Origin of the sequence: Streptomyces sp. NBC_01537, from assembly GCF_045040445.1 — a bacterium.
GTDB lineage: Bacteria > Actinomycetota > Actinomycetes > Streptomycetales > Streptomycetaceae > Actinacidiphila.
The window spans coordinates 7,269,084-7,283,930 of sequence record NZ_CP109392.1 but is presented as its reverse complement, the minus strand read 5'-3'; the positions used below and the strand labels follow the sequence as shown (position 1 = coordinate 7,283,930).

General features: G+C 71.1%; 11 protein-coding genes. 8 read left to right on the top strand and 3 right to left on the bottom strand.

The genetic code is table 11. The features are described 5' to 3' along the window. Positions 1-32: 32 nt before the first annotated feature. Together OG607_RS33495 and OG607_RS33490 are read right to left on the bottom strand one after the other, a co-directional pair. Positions 33-1,280, bottom strand: coding sequence for an MFS transporter (locus OG607_RS33495; RefSeq protein ID WP_405731358.1), 1,248 nt, complete (start codon positions 1,278-1,280; stop codon positions 33-35). Between the two features lie 109 nt (positions 1,281-1,389). After that, positions 1,390-2,244 (bottom strand): glycosyltransferase, encoded by an 855-nt coding sequence (locus OG607_RS33490; protein ID WP_405731356.1) that lies wholly within the window; start codon positions 2,242-2,244, stop codon positions 1,390-1,392. 339 nt (positions 2,245-2,583) lie between these two features. On the opposite strand from OG607_RS33490, the gene OG607_RS33485 reads away from it, so the two are divergent. The 8 genes from OG607_RS33485 to OG607_RS33450 all read left to right on the top strand — a co-directional run bounded on the left by OG607_RS33485 (position 2,584) and on the right by OG607_RS33450 (position 14,113). Then, on the top strand, positions 2,584-4,056 hold the full coding sequence (locus OG607_RS33485) for a sugar transferase (RefSeq protein WP_405731354.1): 1,473 nt from the start codon (positions 2,584-2,586) through the stop codon (positions 4,054-4,056). Next, complete coding sequence (locus OG607_RS33480) at positions 4,056-5,174, top strand: Gfo/Idh/MocA family protein (RefSeq protein WP_405731352.1); 1,119 nt, start codon at positions 4,056-4,058, stop codon at positions 5,172-5,174. The genes OG607_RS33485 and OG607_RS33480 overlap by 1 nt, the downstream gene beginning before the upstream one ends. 53 nt (positions 5,175-5,227) lie before the next feature. Then, positions 5,228-6,235 carry an NAD-dependent epimerase/dehydratase family protein gene (locus OG607_RS33475; RefSeq protein WP_405731350.1) on the top strand — a complete coding sequence of 336 codons (1,008 nt, stop codon included), beginning with the start codon at positions 5,228-5,230 and terminating at the stop codon, positions 6,233-6,235. After that, entirely contained in the window at positions 6,232-7,374 is a 1,143-nt protein-coding gene (locus OG607_RS33470) for a DegT/DnrJ/EryC1/StrS family aminotransferase (protein ID WP_405731348.1), read from the top strand. Before OG607_RS33475 ends, OG607_RS33470 begins: the two co-directional genes overlap by 4 nt. Continuing rightward, positions 7,371-8,057, top strand: a complete 687-nt coding sequence (locus tag OG607_RS33465) for an acetyltransferase (protein ID WP_405731346.1) — start codon at positions 7,371-7,373, stop codon at positions 8,055-8,057. Before OG607_RS33470 ends, OG607_RS33465 begins: the two co-directional genes overlap by 4 nt. Further along, on the top strand, positions 8,054-9,172 hold the full coding sequence (locus OG607_RS33460; RefSeq protein ID WP_405731344.1) for a DegT/DnrJ/EryC1/StrS family aminotransferase: 1,119 nt from the start codon (positions 8,054-8,056) through the stop codon (positions 9,170-9,172). The genes OG607_RS33465 and OG607_RS33460 overlap by 4 nt, the downstream gene beginning before the upstream one ends. 232 nt (positions 9,173-9,404) lie before the next feature. After that, a complete protein-coding gene (locus OG607_RS33455) occupies positions 9,405-13,007 on the top strand; it encodes a DUF4082 domain-containing protein (RefSeq protein WP_405731342.1) in 3,603 nt (1,200 codons plus the stop codon). Between the two features lie 59 nt (positions 13,008-13,066). Continuing rightward, positions 13,067-14,113 carry a glycosyltransferase family 2 protein gene (locus tag OG607_RS33450; protein WP_405731340.1) on the top strand — a complete coding sequence of 349 codons (1,047 nt, stop codon included), beginning with the start codon at positions 13,067-13,069 and terminating at the stop codon, positions 14,111-14,113. Between the two features lie 23 nt (positions 14,114-14,136). Here OG607_RS33450 and OG607_RS33445 read toward each other — a convergent pair whose 3' ends face one another. Further along, entirely contained in the window at positions 14,137-14,802 is a 666-nt protein-coding gene (locus OG607_RS33445; RefSeq protein WP_405731338.1) for a hypothetical protein, read from the bottom strand. Positions 14,803-14,847: the final 45 nt, after the last annotated feature.

Below are 14,847 nucleotides of genomic sequence, written 5' to 3'. Positions count from 1 at the left end.
CCTTGTGGTTCTTGTGGCTGTGGAGAGCTTCGTCATCGGGTTCCGCCGCCCGTCGGGCGCAGCACCAGGCCCGCCACCGCCGCGCAGCACAGCAGGCCGACCGCCGAGCCGGCCAGCGCCCGGGTGTCGCCCCACAGGGTCCAGGCGGCGCCGAAGGCCAGCGAGCAGCAGAAGCGGGCCAGCGCCTGGCTGGTGCCGACGATGGCGAGGCCGCTGGCCCGCAACTGCTCGGGCACGATGTCGCCGACCGCCGCCGGGAGCACGCCGTCGGTGGCCGCGTAGAACGTGCCGTGCAGGGCGAGCACGAGGTACGGCAGGGCCGGTGTGGCCGGGGCCCAGAGCAGCAGGGCGTAGGCGGTGAGGAGCCCGAGGTGCCCGGCGAGGAACACGCCGCGCCGCCCGATCCGGTCGGCCAGCGCGCCGACGGGGACGGCCAGCAGCAGGAACACGGCGGCGGTGCCGAGCGGCAGCAGGGGGAACCACTCCTCGCCGATGCCCGCGCGGCGTTGCAGCAGCAGGTAGACGAAGGCGTCGCTGACGGTGGTGAGGCCGAGCAGCGCGGCGCAGCCGGCGAGTGCGCGCAGGCGGGGCAGGCGGAGCAGGGCGAGTGCTTCGCGGGGGTGGACCGGCGGCTTGCTCTTGCCGCCCGCCTCGCGCTGCTTCCCCGGTACGAACAGCACCAGCACCAGTACGCCGAGTGCCGCGACGCACGCGCTCACGCCGAAGACGGCGTCGTAGCCGTCGACCGCCGCGCGCAGGATCAGGAAGGCGGCCAACGGTCCGAGCATGGCGCCGGTGGTGTCCATCGCGCGGTGTACGCCGAAGGCCCGGCCCTGGCGCTCCGGCGGCGTGGACAGGGAGATCATCGCGTCGCGCGGGGCGGTGCGCAGGCCCTTGCCGGTGCGTTCCAGCGCGAGCACGGTGGTCAGCGGGCCGAGGCCGGTCACGAGAAGCAGCAGGGGTTTGCACAGGGCGGACAGGCCGTAGCCGAGACCGGCTATCAGTTTGTGGTTGCGCGCCCGGTCGGCGAGGTGACCGCCGGTCAGCTGGACCAGGGCGCTGACGCCGTTGTAGACGCCGTCGAGAGTGCCGAAGCCCAGTGGGCTGAAGCCGAGTTGGGTGACGAGATAGAGCGGCAGGACCGCGGTGACCATCTCCGAGGAGATGTCGGTGATCAGGCTGACCGCGCCGAGTGCGAAGACCACGGGGGCGACGGCCGCTGGCGCGGAACTGCGCCCCGTCAGGGGATCCTTGGGGGCGGAACGGTCCGCGAGATACATGATCAGGGTCTCCGGAAGCCGGTGATGTCGCATTCGTACTCGAACATGCGCAGGACTGTAGTTGCTGGTGGACGCCGCTGACCATGGGTACGTTTCCGGCCGATACCGATCAGCCCTGCCGGCTGCTCTCGTCCCGTAGCCACGTGCCGAAGTCCTGTGCCTGGATGGCCTTTGCGGCCTTGCGCCGGGCGACGACCGCCGCCGCGACGAAGACGACGACAGCGGCGAAGAGCCTCGGCTCCTTGCCGAGTATCGCTCGCAGATCCGCCGTGCTTGTTCGCGCCGAGGCCTCCGGCGCTTCCCCCTGCCGCTGCCGGCTCTCCACCTGCGCGGTCGAGACGGCCGCCCGGATCCGTCGCTTGATCAGGTCGGACCACGTACGCGGCGGATGGACGACGACGCCCGCCGAGCCGACCACGAGCCGCTCACCGGGTGCGAACGCCAGCGACGCGGCGAGGTCGTCGGCCATCAGCGGGGGCAGTGCGGCGATCCGGGCGTGGCCCGCCTCCGAGACCGCGATGACGCCCCGGCCGAACAGGCCCTCGCGCACCGCCGGCAGCCGCTGCCACACCTGGTAGTAGGCGCGCACCCGCCATGCGCAGGCGGCCAGCGGGAGCCGCCGCTCGGGGGCGGTGGCGAGAACGCCCGGTGAATTGTTGAGGGGTTCGGCCAGGGCCCGTACGTCCGCGCTCGCGATCACGACATCGGCGTCCACGTACAGGCGGGGGAAGCCGCGGGCGTGCTCGTCACCCGCGCGCAGGGCGGCGTGCTTGGAGGGGACGGGGATCTCGACCACCCGGACCCGGGCGCCGCGGGCGGCGGCGACCTGCGCGGTGTCATCCGTACAGCCATTGCATACAACCACGATGTCGGTCTCCTCCTCGGAGGAGTCGGCCAGAAGAGAGTCGAGGAGCCGGCCGATGACTTGTGCCTCGTTGTGGGCCGGGATCACGATGCTCGTCACGGAGGCAGTATGGCGTTAATCGTACTGTTGCGGCGCGTGTTTCGCCCAACTGTTCCCGGGACTGAGGCGCGTGGTCTAGATTGAGCGTCGCCGGACCGGTTTGGGAGGGGCAAATGCCTCTGACTGACCGTTAGATGCGATGTTTTGGCACGTTTGCGAAACATGTAGTGGGCAACGACCAGTGAGCTTGCGGCGGTGGGGAACCGCCGAAGCTTTCTTCTCTTCAAGTGCCGCTGTGCGGACGACACATCGGCGCTGATTCAACACGGACTACGGACTTGCGGCCGTATGCCCGAAATTCGTTCGGTCAGGGGTAGCCGAGCATGTGGTGGGGGGGGCATGACCATTGAGCAGGTCACGCATGAGCTGCACGTTGTGGAACACAGGACTCCGGAAGCTCGCCGAAAACGCTGGGAGCGCAAGTACCGGATAGTCCTGCTGGTCGCTGACGGCCTGGCGGCCACGGTCGCCGCGTCCGTGATCCACGGAGCCTACGGCCGCTGGGCCGTGGCCCTCGTGCTGCCGCCGACGTGGATCGTCGCCATGTGCGCCTACCGGTCCTACGACCGCAGCGCCCTGGGCCTGGGGACCGAGGAGTACCGGCGGGTGCTGCGCGGCGCGGTCGCGCTTCCGGCGCTGGCTGCGGTCGCGTACTGGCTGTTCGCCGATGACTCGGGGGTCATGGTCTCCGGGCTCATGGGCTCGGGACTCATGCACGACATGATGCTGGCGGCGGGTCCCGCCGCCGCGATCGCCCTGCTGGGCCGGTACGCGCTGCGCCGCCAACTGCACAGACGCTGGGCGCAGGGACGCGGCCGGAGCACCACGCTGCTGGTCGGGCCGTCGCGCGGGGTCGCGGACCTGGCCGCGGTGCTACGGCGCGGCGGCGTACACGATCTGCGGGTCGCCGGGGCGTGCCTGACCGACCCGGAGAACGCGCCGGCCATCCGCAAGCTGGGGCTTCGCGTCCACGGCGGCGTCGGCAACATGTCCGAGATCATCCGGGCCACCGGGAGCAACACCGTGGTGGTGCTGCCCGCGCCCGAGTTCGACGCGGCCGTGCTGCGCCGGATGTCGTGGACCGCGGCCGTGCACGGCGCCGACTTCCTGCTGGCCCCGATGCTGTCCGACGTGGCCGCCTCCCGGCTGGCCGCACGGCCCACCAACGGGGTGCCGCTGGTGCGCGTACAGGCGCCCAACCTGTCGCGGATCTCCCGGCTGCCCAAGGAACTGCTGGACCGGACGCTCGCCGCGGCGCTGCTGGTGCTGCTGTCGCCGCTGTTGCTGCTGATCGCGGTGATCGTCCGTCTGGACAGCTCCGGGCCCGCGCTGTTCAGGCAGCCGCGGGTGGGCCGGTACGGCGATCACTTCACCATGCTGAAGTTCCGCACGATGCGTCAGGACGCCGAGCAGCTCCGGGCGGAGCTCGCGCACCTCAACCAGAACAGCGACGGCCTGCTGTTCAAGATGAAAAAGGACCCCCGGATCACCCGGGTCGGCTCGGCTCTGCGGCAGTACTCGCTCGACGAACTGCCGCAGCTGATCAATGTGCTCACCGGTCACATGTCGCTGGTCGGCCCGCGCCCCCCGCTGCCCGAGGAGGTGGAGGAGTACACGCCGGAGGTCAAGCGCCGGTTGCTTGTGAAGCCCGGCCTCACCGGGCTGTGGCAGGTCAGCGGGCGCTCGGACCTGCCGTGGGACGAGGCGGTCCGGCTCGACCTCGGATACGTGGACAACTGGTCGGTGAGCCTGGACCTGTTGATCCTGATGCGCACCGGCTCGGCAGTGGTACGGGGAACGGGGGCCTACTGATGCACGCGAAGAACCAGAAGGACCAGAACGACCAGAAGGACAAAGGGGAGAACAGCACTGTGACGGAGATACCGGCGGAGCCCTTGGGGGTCGCGGTCGTCGGCGCCGGCTACTGGGGGCCCAACCTCGTCCGCAACTTCCAGTCCAGCCCCCGGTTCCGGCTGCGGTGGCTGTGCGACCTCGACGTGGACCGGGCCCAGCGGGTGCTCGGCGGCTACTCCACGGTCCAGGCCACCTCGGACTACGCGGCGGTGCTCGCCGACCCGTCCGTGCAGGCCGTAGCCGTGGCCACGCCAGCCGGCACCCACCTCGACATCGCCCTGGCCGCCCTGCGCGCGGGAAAGCACGTACTCGTGGAGAAGCCGCTCGCGGCGACCTACGCGGACGGGATGCGCCTGGTCGACGAGGCGCAGCAGCGCGGGCTCACCCTGATGTGCGATCACACCTACTGCTACACGCCCGCGGTGGGCCGCATCCGTGAGCTGGTCCGCTCCGGGGAGCTCGGTGAGATCCACTTCATCGACTCGGTCCGGATCAACCTCGGGCTGGTCCAGAAGGACATCGACGTCATGTGGGACCTGGCCCCGCACGACCTGTCGATCCTGGACTTCATCCTCCCCGACAACGTCGAGCCGGTCGCCGTCGCCGCCCACGGGGCCGACCCGATCGGCGCCGGCCAGGCCTGCGTGGCCTATCTGACGCTGCAGCTCAACACCGGGGCGATCGCCCACGTGCACGTCAACTGGCTGTCCCCGACCAAGGTGCGGACCACCATGGTCGGCGGCTCCAAGCGCACGCTGATCTGGGACGACCTCAACCCCGCGCAGCGCGTGGCGATCTTCGACCGCGGGGTGGACCTGGCGGCGCCCCAGGAGATCGGCGCGGACGAGCGCCGGGACATGCTCGTCTCGTACCGGTCCGGGGACATGATCGCGCCCGCGATCGGCGAGAAGGAAGCGCTGCGCAGCATGGTCGACGAGTTCGCCGACGCGATCGGCGAGCGCCGGGCGCCGCTGACGGACGGACGGGCGGGTCTGCGGGTGCTGGACATTCTTGAGGCGGCGTCCCGGAGCCTGGAATTCCGTGGCGCCGTCGTCGGCCTTCGCGCCGGGCGATGACGAGGCGTCGACGAGGCATTGACGACATGACCGATTCAGTGAGGGAAGTTCAGTTGAGCAGCGTACGAGGCAAGAAGATCCTGGTCACCGGGGGCGCGGGCACTATCGGCTCCAACCTCGTCGACCTCCTGGCCGAGGGCGGCGCCCGCGAGATCGTGGTGCTCGACAACTTCGTGCGCGGGCGCATGGCCAACCTCGCCAAGGCCCTGCCCAGCGGCGTCGTCGAGGTCGTCGAGGGCGACATCCGCGACGCCGCCACCGTACGGAAGGTCACCGAGGGCGCGGACCTGGTGTTCCACCTCGCAGCGATCCGTATCACCCAGTGCGCGGAGGAGCCCCGCCTCGCCAACGAGGTCATGGTCGACGGCACCTTCAACGTGCTGGAGGCGGCGGCCCAGGCCGGGGTGGGCAAGGTGATCGCCTCGTCCTCGGCCTCGGTCTACGGGCTGGCCGAGACCTTCCCGACGACCGAGCGCCACCACCCGTACAACAACGACACGTTCTACGGCGCGGCGAAGGCCTTCAACGAGGGCACGCTGCGCAGCTTCCACGCCATGTACGGCCTGGACTATGTGGCGTTGCGCTACTTCAACGTCTACGGCCCCCGGATGGACATCCACGGCCTGTACACCGAGGTGCTGATCCGCTGGATGGAGCGGATAGCGGCGGGTGAGCCGCCGCTGATCCTCGGCGACGGCACCCAGACCATGGACTTCGTCGACGTCCGGGACATCGCCAGGGCCAATGTGCTCGCCGCCGAGTCCGACCTCACCGACGAGGTGTTCAACATCGCCAGCGGTACCGAGACCAGCCTGCGCGAGCTGGCGCTGGGCCTGCTGGAGGCGATGGGCGCGGACGGCCTGGAGCCGGTGCACGGCCCGGCCCGCTCGGTGAACGGGGTGACCCGGCGGCTCGCGGACACCTCACAGGCGGCGGAGCGGCTGGGCTTCCGGGCGGAGATCGACCTGCGTACGGGCCTGAAGGACCTGGTGGACTGGTGGCGCGCCGAGCGCGCCGCCGACGCCTCGGAGACGGCCGGCGCTTCGGAGACGGCCCGATGAGCGCCGACCGTATCCCGGTGATGATCCCCTGGCTCGGCGAGGAGGAGGCCAGGGCGGCCTCCGACGCGGTGCTGTCCGGGTGGGTCGCCCAGGGGCCCCGGGTAGCCGAGTTCGAGCGGGCCTTCGCGGAGCGGGTCGGCGCCGAGCACGGCATCGCGGTCAGCTCCTGCACCACCGCCCTGCACCTGGCGCTGGTCGCGCTGGGCCTGGGGCCGGGCGACGAGGTCGTCGTGCCGTCCCTGTCGTTCATCGCCACCGCCAACGCCGTGCGCTACGTCGGGGCCGAGCCGGTCTTCGCGGACGTGGACCCCGCCACCGGCAACCTGACCACGGCCACCGTGGACGCGGTCCGGACCGCGCGCACCAAGGCGGTCCTCGCCGTCCACCAGGGCGGGGTGCCGGCGGACGTGCACACCCTGCGCGCCGTCTGCGCCGACTGGGACCTCCCCCTGGTCGAGGACGCGGCCTGCGCCATCGGCTCGACGGTGGGCGGCAAGTCCGTGGGGCAGGGTTCGCTGATCAGCGCCTGGTCCTTCCACCCCCGCAAGATCGTCACCACCGGCGAGGGCGGCATGGTGACCACCGACGACGCCCAGTGGGCGGCCCGCCTGCGCCGGCTGCGCGAGCACGGCATGAACGCCTCGGCGGCGGAGCGCCACGCGAGCAACAAGCCTGTCCTGGAGAGCTACCTCGAGGTCGGCTACAACTACCGGATGACGGACGTCCAGGCCGCGATCGGCCTGGTCCAGCTCCGCAAGCTCGACGAGATGGTGGCCCGCCGCCGGGAGCTGGCGGCCCGTTACGACGCGCTGCTGCGGGACGTCCCAGGCCTCACCCCGGTCCGCGACCCCGCGTACGGGCAGAGCAACTTCCAGTCCTACTGGGTGCTTCCTGCCGAGGACTTCCCGGTCGGCCGGGACGACCTGCTCGCCGCGCTCTCCGAGGCCGGGATCTCCGCCCGGCGCGGCATCATGGCCTCGCACCTCGAACCCGCCTACGAGGGCCACCCCTCGGCTCCGCTGCCGGTCACCGAGCGGATCAGCCGCGACTCGCTGATCCTGCCGCTGTTCCACACCATGACCGAGGCCCAGCAGGACCGTGTGGTGACCGTGCTCCGCGAACAGGCGGCACGGCAATGAACGGTCTGGTGATCATCGGCGCGGGCGGCCTCGCCCGCGAGACCGCCCAGGCCGTACGGGACGCGGGCAGGCTGAAGCTGCTCGGGCACCTCGACGACAACCCCGCCCTGCACGGCACCGAGGTGGACGGCGTGCCCGTCCTCGGCGGCTGCGACCTCGTCCACGAACTGCCCGACGCGCAGGCCGTGGTCTGCGTCGGCAGCCCCCGGGACTACGCCGCCCGCGCCCGCCTCGTCCGCCGCCTCGCCCTGCCCGAGGGCCGCTACGCCACCGTCGTCCACCCGACCGCGGCAGTGTCGGCGACCTCGCGGATCGGCCCCGGCTCGGTCCTGCTCGCGCACTGCGTCCTGACCGCCGCCGTGCGCGTGGGCGCCCATGTCGCGGTGATGCCGCACGTCGTCCTCACCCATGACGACGAGGTCGCGGACTTCGCCACGATCGCCTCCGGTGTCCGGCTCGGCGGCAGCGCCCGGCTGGAGCGGGGCGTCTACGTGGGCGCCGGGGCCCTGCTCCGGGAGGGCCTGGCGATCGGCGCGTGGTCGCTGATCGGGATGGGGAGCACGGTGCTGCACGATGTGCCGCCGGGCGAGGTGTGGGCGGGGAACCCGGCCCGGCGGCTTCGCGCCGCGGCCGCGCCGGTGCTGGACGAACTGAACGAACAACTGGGGGGACCGGTTTCATGAACCAGATTCCGCTTGTGGACCTCAAGGCGGCCCACGCCGAGGTCGCAGACGACGTACGGGCCGGATTCGAGCGGGTCCTGGCCAACACCGCGTTCGTCGGCGGCGACGAGGTGGGGGCGTTCGAGCGCGAGTACGCGGACTTCGGCGGCATCGCGCACTGCGTGGGCGTCGCCAACGGCACCGACGCCCTCGAACTGGCGCTGCGCGCGAGCGGGGTCGGCGTCGGCGACGAGGTGGTGCTGCCCGCCAACACGTTCATCGCCACGGCCGGCGCCGTGGCCAGGATCGGCGCCCGGCCGGTGCTGGCGGACTGCCTGCCCGACAGCTACCTCCTCGACCCCCAGGCCGCGCTGGACGCGGTCGGCCCGGCCACCCGGGCCGTGGTGCCGGTGCACCTGTACGGGCAGTGCGCCGAGGTGACCTCCCTGGCGGCGGCCCTGCCGGACCGCGTACGGGTCGTCGAGGACGGCGCCCAGAGCCAGGGCGCGACCCGCGACGGCCGCTCCCCCGGCAGCGCCGGGATCGCGGCCACCAGCTTCTACCCGGGGAAGAACCTCGGCGCCTACGGTGACGCGGGCGCGGTGCTGACCGACGACGAGGAGCTGGCCGGCCTGGTGCGCGCGATCGCCAACCACGGCGGCGTCGCCAAGTACCGCCATGACGTACCCGGGTTCAACAGCCGCCTGGACGGGCTGCAGGCCGTCGTCCTGCGGGCGAAGCTGGCCCGCCTCGCCGAGGGCAACGCCGCGCGGCGGGCCGCCGCCGCCCGCTACGACGAACTGCTCGCCGGCCTCGCGGCCGCCGGGCGGGTCGTGCTCCCGGTGACGGACGAGGGCAACGTCCACGTCTGGCATCTGTACGTCGTCCAGGTCTCCGGAGCGGACCGCGACGCCGTCGTCGGCAAGCTCAACGCGGAGGGCATCGGCGCGGGGGTGCACTATCCGGCGCCGGTCCACCTCACGGAGGCGTACCGCCATCTCGGCCACGCCCGGGGCGACTTCCCGAACGCCGAGCATGCGGCGGACCGGATCCTGTCGATTCCGCTCTACCCGCAGATCACCGCCGATCAGCAGCAACGCGTCGCGGACACCCTCACCCACGCGCTCCGCGCATGACGAGGTTCCCGGTCGCCTCGGCGATCCTCCGTCGTCAGCCGCGGGCGGTTGTGGGCTGGTCGCGCAGTTCCCCGCGCCCCTGAGGGCCACGGCCCCTGAGGGGCGCGGGGAACTGCGCGAGGGCCACCGACAGCCCACGGCTGAAAGATCCACAGCACACGCCCCAACCCGCTTCACCGCCTTACCCCGGCCACCCAGGCCGGGTCCCGCACAGCACCGCTGAGAGGTACACATGCACAACAGATGGACCAGACGGATCCGGGGCGGCCGCCTCGCCGTGGTAGCAGCGTTGGTGATGGCGGTGCTGCCACAGGCCGTCCCCGCCCACGCGTCCGATCCCTGCGGATCGGGCAGCAATCCCATCGTCTGTGAGAACTCCAAGACGGGCAGCCCCATGTCCGACTGGTACTCACCCAACGCCTACGGCGACATCAAGGGCTTCTCCACCAAGGAGAGCGTCCAGGCCGGCGAAACCGTCCAGTTCAAGGTCCAGTCCAAGGTCTCGTACCACGTCGAGATCTACCGGCTCGGCTGGTACGGCGGCGACGGCGCCCGCGAGATCTCGACCGCGGCCCAGGCGGCGGTGACGTATTCCGCCAACTACACCTCGAGCCCCGCGAGCTGCACCACCAACGCCTCCGTCGGCCTGGTCGACTGCGGCAACTGGCCCGTGACCGCGAGCTGGACGGTGCCCAGCGACGCCGTGTCCGGCCTGTACATCGCGAACCTGACGCAGACGGACGGCGACGGCCTCATGCCGTACCCGTTCGTCGTCCGCAAGGACTCCAGCACCTCCGACATCGTCGTGCAGACCAGTGACGAGACCTGGCAGGCCTACAACGACTACGGCGGCCAGGACCTCTACGGCGGCTCCGGCCCCGCGCCGGACGGCCGCGCCTACCAGGTGAGCTACAACCGGCCGCTGGACATCGGCGGTGACAACGGCATCTACGGCTCCGAGTACATGATGCTGTCCTGGCTGGAGCGCAACGGCTACGACGTCAGCTACCTGTCCGGCGTCGACGTGTCGACGAACGGCGCCACCCTGCTGCCGAACCACAAGGTGTACCTGTCCTCGGGCCATGACGAGTACTGGACGCAGAGTCAGTACACCAATGTCCTGGCGGCCAGGAAGGCCGGGGTCCGGCAGGGCTACTTCAGCGGGAACGAGGTCTTCTGGAAGACCCGGCTCGCCCCGAGCATCGACGGCACCAGCACCTCCAACCGGACCCTGGTCTGCTACAAGATGACCAAGATGGCGCAGTCCAACGGCATCGCCGACCCCAGCGGCACCTGGACCGGCACCTGGATGGACCCGACCAGCACCTCCTACGGTCAGACGTACCAGCCGCCGAACATCCTCACCGGCTCCATGTTCCAGGTGAACGGCTCTCGCGACGACGCGATCACGGTCCCGGGCTCGTACGGCAAGAACCGGCTCTGGCGCAACACCTCGATCGCGAGCCTGACCTCGAGCCAGACCGCCACCTTCCCGACCGGGACGCTCGGCTACGAGTGGGACAGCGACCTGGAGAACAGCACCAGACCCGCCGGCCAGATCGACCTGTCGTCCACCACCGTGGACATCAACGACGGCAAGTACCGCCTCGACTGGGGCAACATGTACGGAAACGGCACCGCGACGCACAACCTCGTCGAGTTCCGCGACCAGGACTCCGGAGCCCTGGTGTTCGGGTCGGGGACCGTGCAGTGGTCGTGGGGCCTGACCAACATCCCGGTGTACGACCCCGATGACGTGGTGGTCACCGAGGACTCCCGTATGCAGCAGGCCACGGTGAACGTCCTGGCCGACATGGGCGTCCAGCCGCTGAGCATCCAGTCCAACCTGGTCCAGACGACGGCCTCCACCGACACCACCGGCCCGACGGTCACCGTGACCAGCCCGGCCGCCAATGTCACCGTCCCGGCGCAGGCGCCGGTCACCATCCACGGCACCGCCACCGACTCCGGCGGCGTCGTGGCCCGCGTGGAGGTGTCCACGGACGGCGGCACGACCTGGAACGCCGCGACCGGCCTGGCGTCCTGGAGCTACAGCTGGACCCCGACCACCCCGGGCTCGGCCTCGATCAAGGTCCGGGCGGTGGACGACAGCGTCAACATCGGAGCCGTCACCACCATCCCGGTGACCGTCGGCCCGCAGGCCTGCCCGTGCACCATCTGGCCCGCCTCGACCGTGCCCGGCACCGTCAACGGCGGCGACGGCAGCTCGCTGGAGCTCGGCGTCAAGATCCGTACCACGGTGGCCGGTTCGATCACCGGCGTCCGCTTCTACAAGTCCCCCGCCAACACCGGCACCCACACCGGCAGCCTGTGGAGCGCCTCGGGCACCCGCCTGGCCACCGGCACCTTCACCGGCGAGACGGCGTCGGGCTGGCAGCAGCTGAACTTCGCCACCCCGGTGACCGTCAAGGCCAACACCACCTACGTCGCCTCGTACTTCGCCCCCAACGGCGGATACTCCTACGACGGCGGCTACTTCTCCAGCAGCGCCGCCGGCCTGGCCCCGCTCACCGCGCTCCAGTCCGGCACCGACGGCGGCAACGGCGTCTACCACTACGGTTCGACGAGCGCCTTCCCGTCCTCGGCGTCCTCGGGCAGCAACTACTGGGTCGACGTGGTGCTCGACACCTCGACGGCCAGTACGACCCCGCCCACCGTCACCGCCAAGTCGCCGACCTCGGGGGCGACCGGCGTGTCGATCACGGCCCCGGTGTCGGCCACCTTCAGCTCGGCCATCGACTCCACCAGCCTGACGTTCACCGTGAAGGACCCGGACGGCGACACCGTGCCGGGGACGGAGACGCTCCCCGCGTCGAACCAGGCGACCTTCACCCCGTCCACCGAACTGGCGCTGAACACCACGTACACCGCTTCCGTCCAGGCCTCCGATCTGTGGGGCAACGAGATGGCGGACCCGGTCACCTGGAGCTTCACCACCAGCTCGACCCCGCCCGCGGTCACCTGCCCCTGCACGCTGTGGAACTCCAGCACCGTGCCGAGCACGACCGATGTCACCGGCGACTCCAACTCCCTTGAGCTGGGCACCCGGTTCGAGTCCTCGGCGAGCGGCTGGATCACCGGCGTCAGCTTCTACAAGGGCACCGGCAACACCGGCACGCACACCGGCAGCCTGTGGTCCGCCGGCGGCACGCTCCTCGCCTCCGGCACCTTCACCGGCGAGACGGCCACCGGCTGGCAGACGCTGACCTTCGCCACCGCGGTGGCGATCGACGCCGATACCCCGTACGTCGTCTCCTACCACGCGCCCAACGGCAACTACGCGGTCGACGGCGGCTACTTCACCGCGGCCCACCAGTCCTACCCGCTCACGGCGACCGCCGACACCACCTCGGCCCACAACGGGCTCTACCGGTACGGCTCCGACGTGGGCTTCCCCACCGGCTCCTACGGATCCGCGAACTACTGGGTCGGCCCGGTCTTCACCGCCGACGACCCGAGCGCGCAGCTGTCGACGGCCACCGCCTCGGAGGTGACCGCGTCCTCGTTGACGCACACCGCCGACGCGGCCAGTGCCCTCGTCACCACGCTGCCGAGCACCACGAAGCTGTCCTCGGTGAAGGCGACCGTCACCATCCTGCCGGGCACGAAGGCCGCGGCCGCCAGGAAGATGCACGTCACCGCCGTCCTCTCCTACGACCGGGCCACCCACAAGGTGTCCGTCCACCTGTCCGCCCCGCTGCCGGACGGCACGCGGTTCAAGGTCACGGTCACGGCCCGGGACAAGCACCGTCACACGGTGAAGTCCCGCAGCTGGACCCTGACCAGCAAGACCGTCCGTAAGAAGAAGAACTAGCGCCCACCGGTGGTGGCCTCCCGCGCGGAGGCCACCACCGGGGATTGGCTTACCGACCCATGAGCACCGTCAGTGTCGTGATTCCCTGCTACAAGTACGGCCATTTCCTCGCCGACTGCGTGAGCAGCGTCCTGGACGAGCAGGACGGCGTTGACGTCCGCGTACTGATCATCGACGACGCCTCGCCCGACGACTCGGCGGAGACCGCGCACAAGCTCGCGGCCGCCGACTCCCGGATCGAGGTCCGCGTCCACAAGACCAACAAGGGCCACATCGCCACCTACAACGAAGGCCTGCTGGAATGGGCCGACGGCGACTACGTGGCCCTGCTCTCCGCCGACGACCGGCTGGTCCCCGGCGCCCTGGTGCGCGCCGCCGCCCTCCTGGACGCCCACCCGGAGGCCGGGTTCGCCTACGGCCGCCCGCTGCGCTTCCAGCACGGCGGGCCGCTGCCCAAGGCCCGTACGCACAGCACCGGCTCGGTCGTCTATCCCGGGCAGTGGTGGCTGGAGCGGCGCTTCCGCGAGGCCACAGGGTGCATCACCTCACCCGAGGTCGTCGTCCGGACCAGCCTGCAGCGCCAGGTGGGCGGCTACGACCCCGCGCTCCCCCACGCCGGCGACATCGAGATGTGGATGCGGCTCGCCGCCCACGCCGACGTCGGCTACATACGCGGCGCCGACCAGGCCTACTACCGCGTCCACGGCAAGAACATGTCCACCACGGACTTCGGCGGCCAGCTCGACGACCTGCGCCAGCGCCTCGTCGCCTTCGACTCAGTCCTCGACAAGTGCGCCGACCGGCTGCCGCAGGCCGAACGGCTGGCCGACATGGTGCACACCCGGCTCGCCCGCTTCGCACTGCGGCGCGCGTACCGCGCCTACGACCGCGGGCGCACGGACGTCGTCCCGGTCGACGATCTGGTCGCCTTCGCCGCCGAGTGCCGTCCCGGCTTCACCGGCCTTCCCGAGTACCAGGCGCTGTACCGGCGGCAGCGCGTCGGCGCCGGGCTGATGCCGTACCTCCAGCCGCTGGTGTGGTCGGCCGTGGCCGATCGCGGGCGGGAATGGCTGTGGTGGCAGTCGTGGAAGCGCCGCGGTATCTGATGTCCACGCTCGATGCGCGAAGCTCAGCCCGCCACCGGGATCCGGCCGGCGTGGCGGCGTGGGCCCTGGGAGTTCTTCGTCCTGCGGCGCAGCGCGTACTGGTCGAACCACAGCGCGCCGATGATGCCGCCGGCCCCGCCCAGCATGGCGGCCCCCGCCAGCGCCCGGCTCTTGGTGCCCAGCACCTTGGCCGCGCTCGGGGCGACCAGCACGGTCGGCGTGATCCGCGCCGCGGAGGGGACCCCCTGGGCCGTCTGCAGGGCCTCGACGTGCTGGGTGTAGACCTCGATGATCCGGCGCACCGCGGTTTCGGCCGCGTCGGGGTCGGAGGCCTGCGACTGCACCTGCAGCGAGGGGATCAGATAGCGGGGCGTGGCGCTGGTGCCGCTGTTGCGCGGGACGAGATGGTAGGTCCCGTGCACGCCTGCGGCGCTCAACTCCTTCTGCCCGGCGGGCGATTCCAGCTGCTGGATGACCGCGTAGGAGACCACGGCGAGCGGCGGCTGCAGATTGGCAAGCTGGTTGGGCTGGTTACCCGTCACCGGCGGCTTGAGGACGACCACGGCGGAGCCGGTGTACTGGGGAGCGGGGCGGTAGACGTGGTAGCCGCCGACGGCCGTCAGCAGCAGCGCGACCACCACGACGTACCAGCGGCGGATCAGAGCGTCGGCGACGTTCCCAGGCGACACAGGACTTCCTTCCGTCAGCACCGATACTGGCAGGACGCGCGGCGG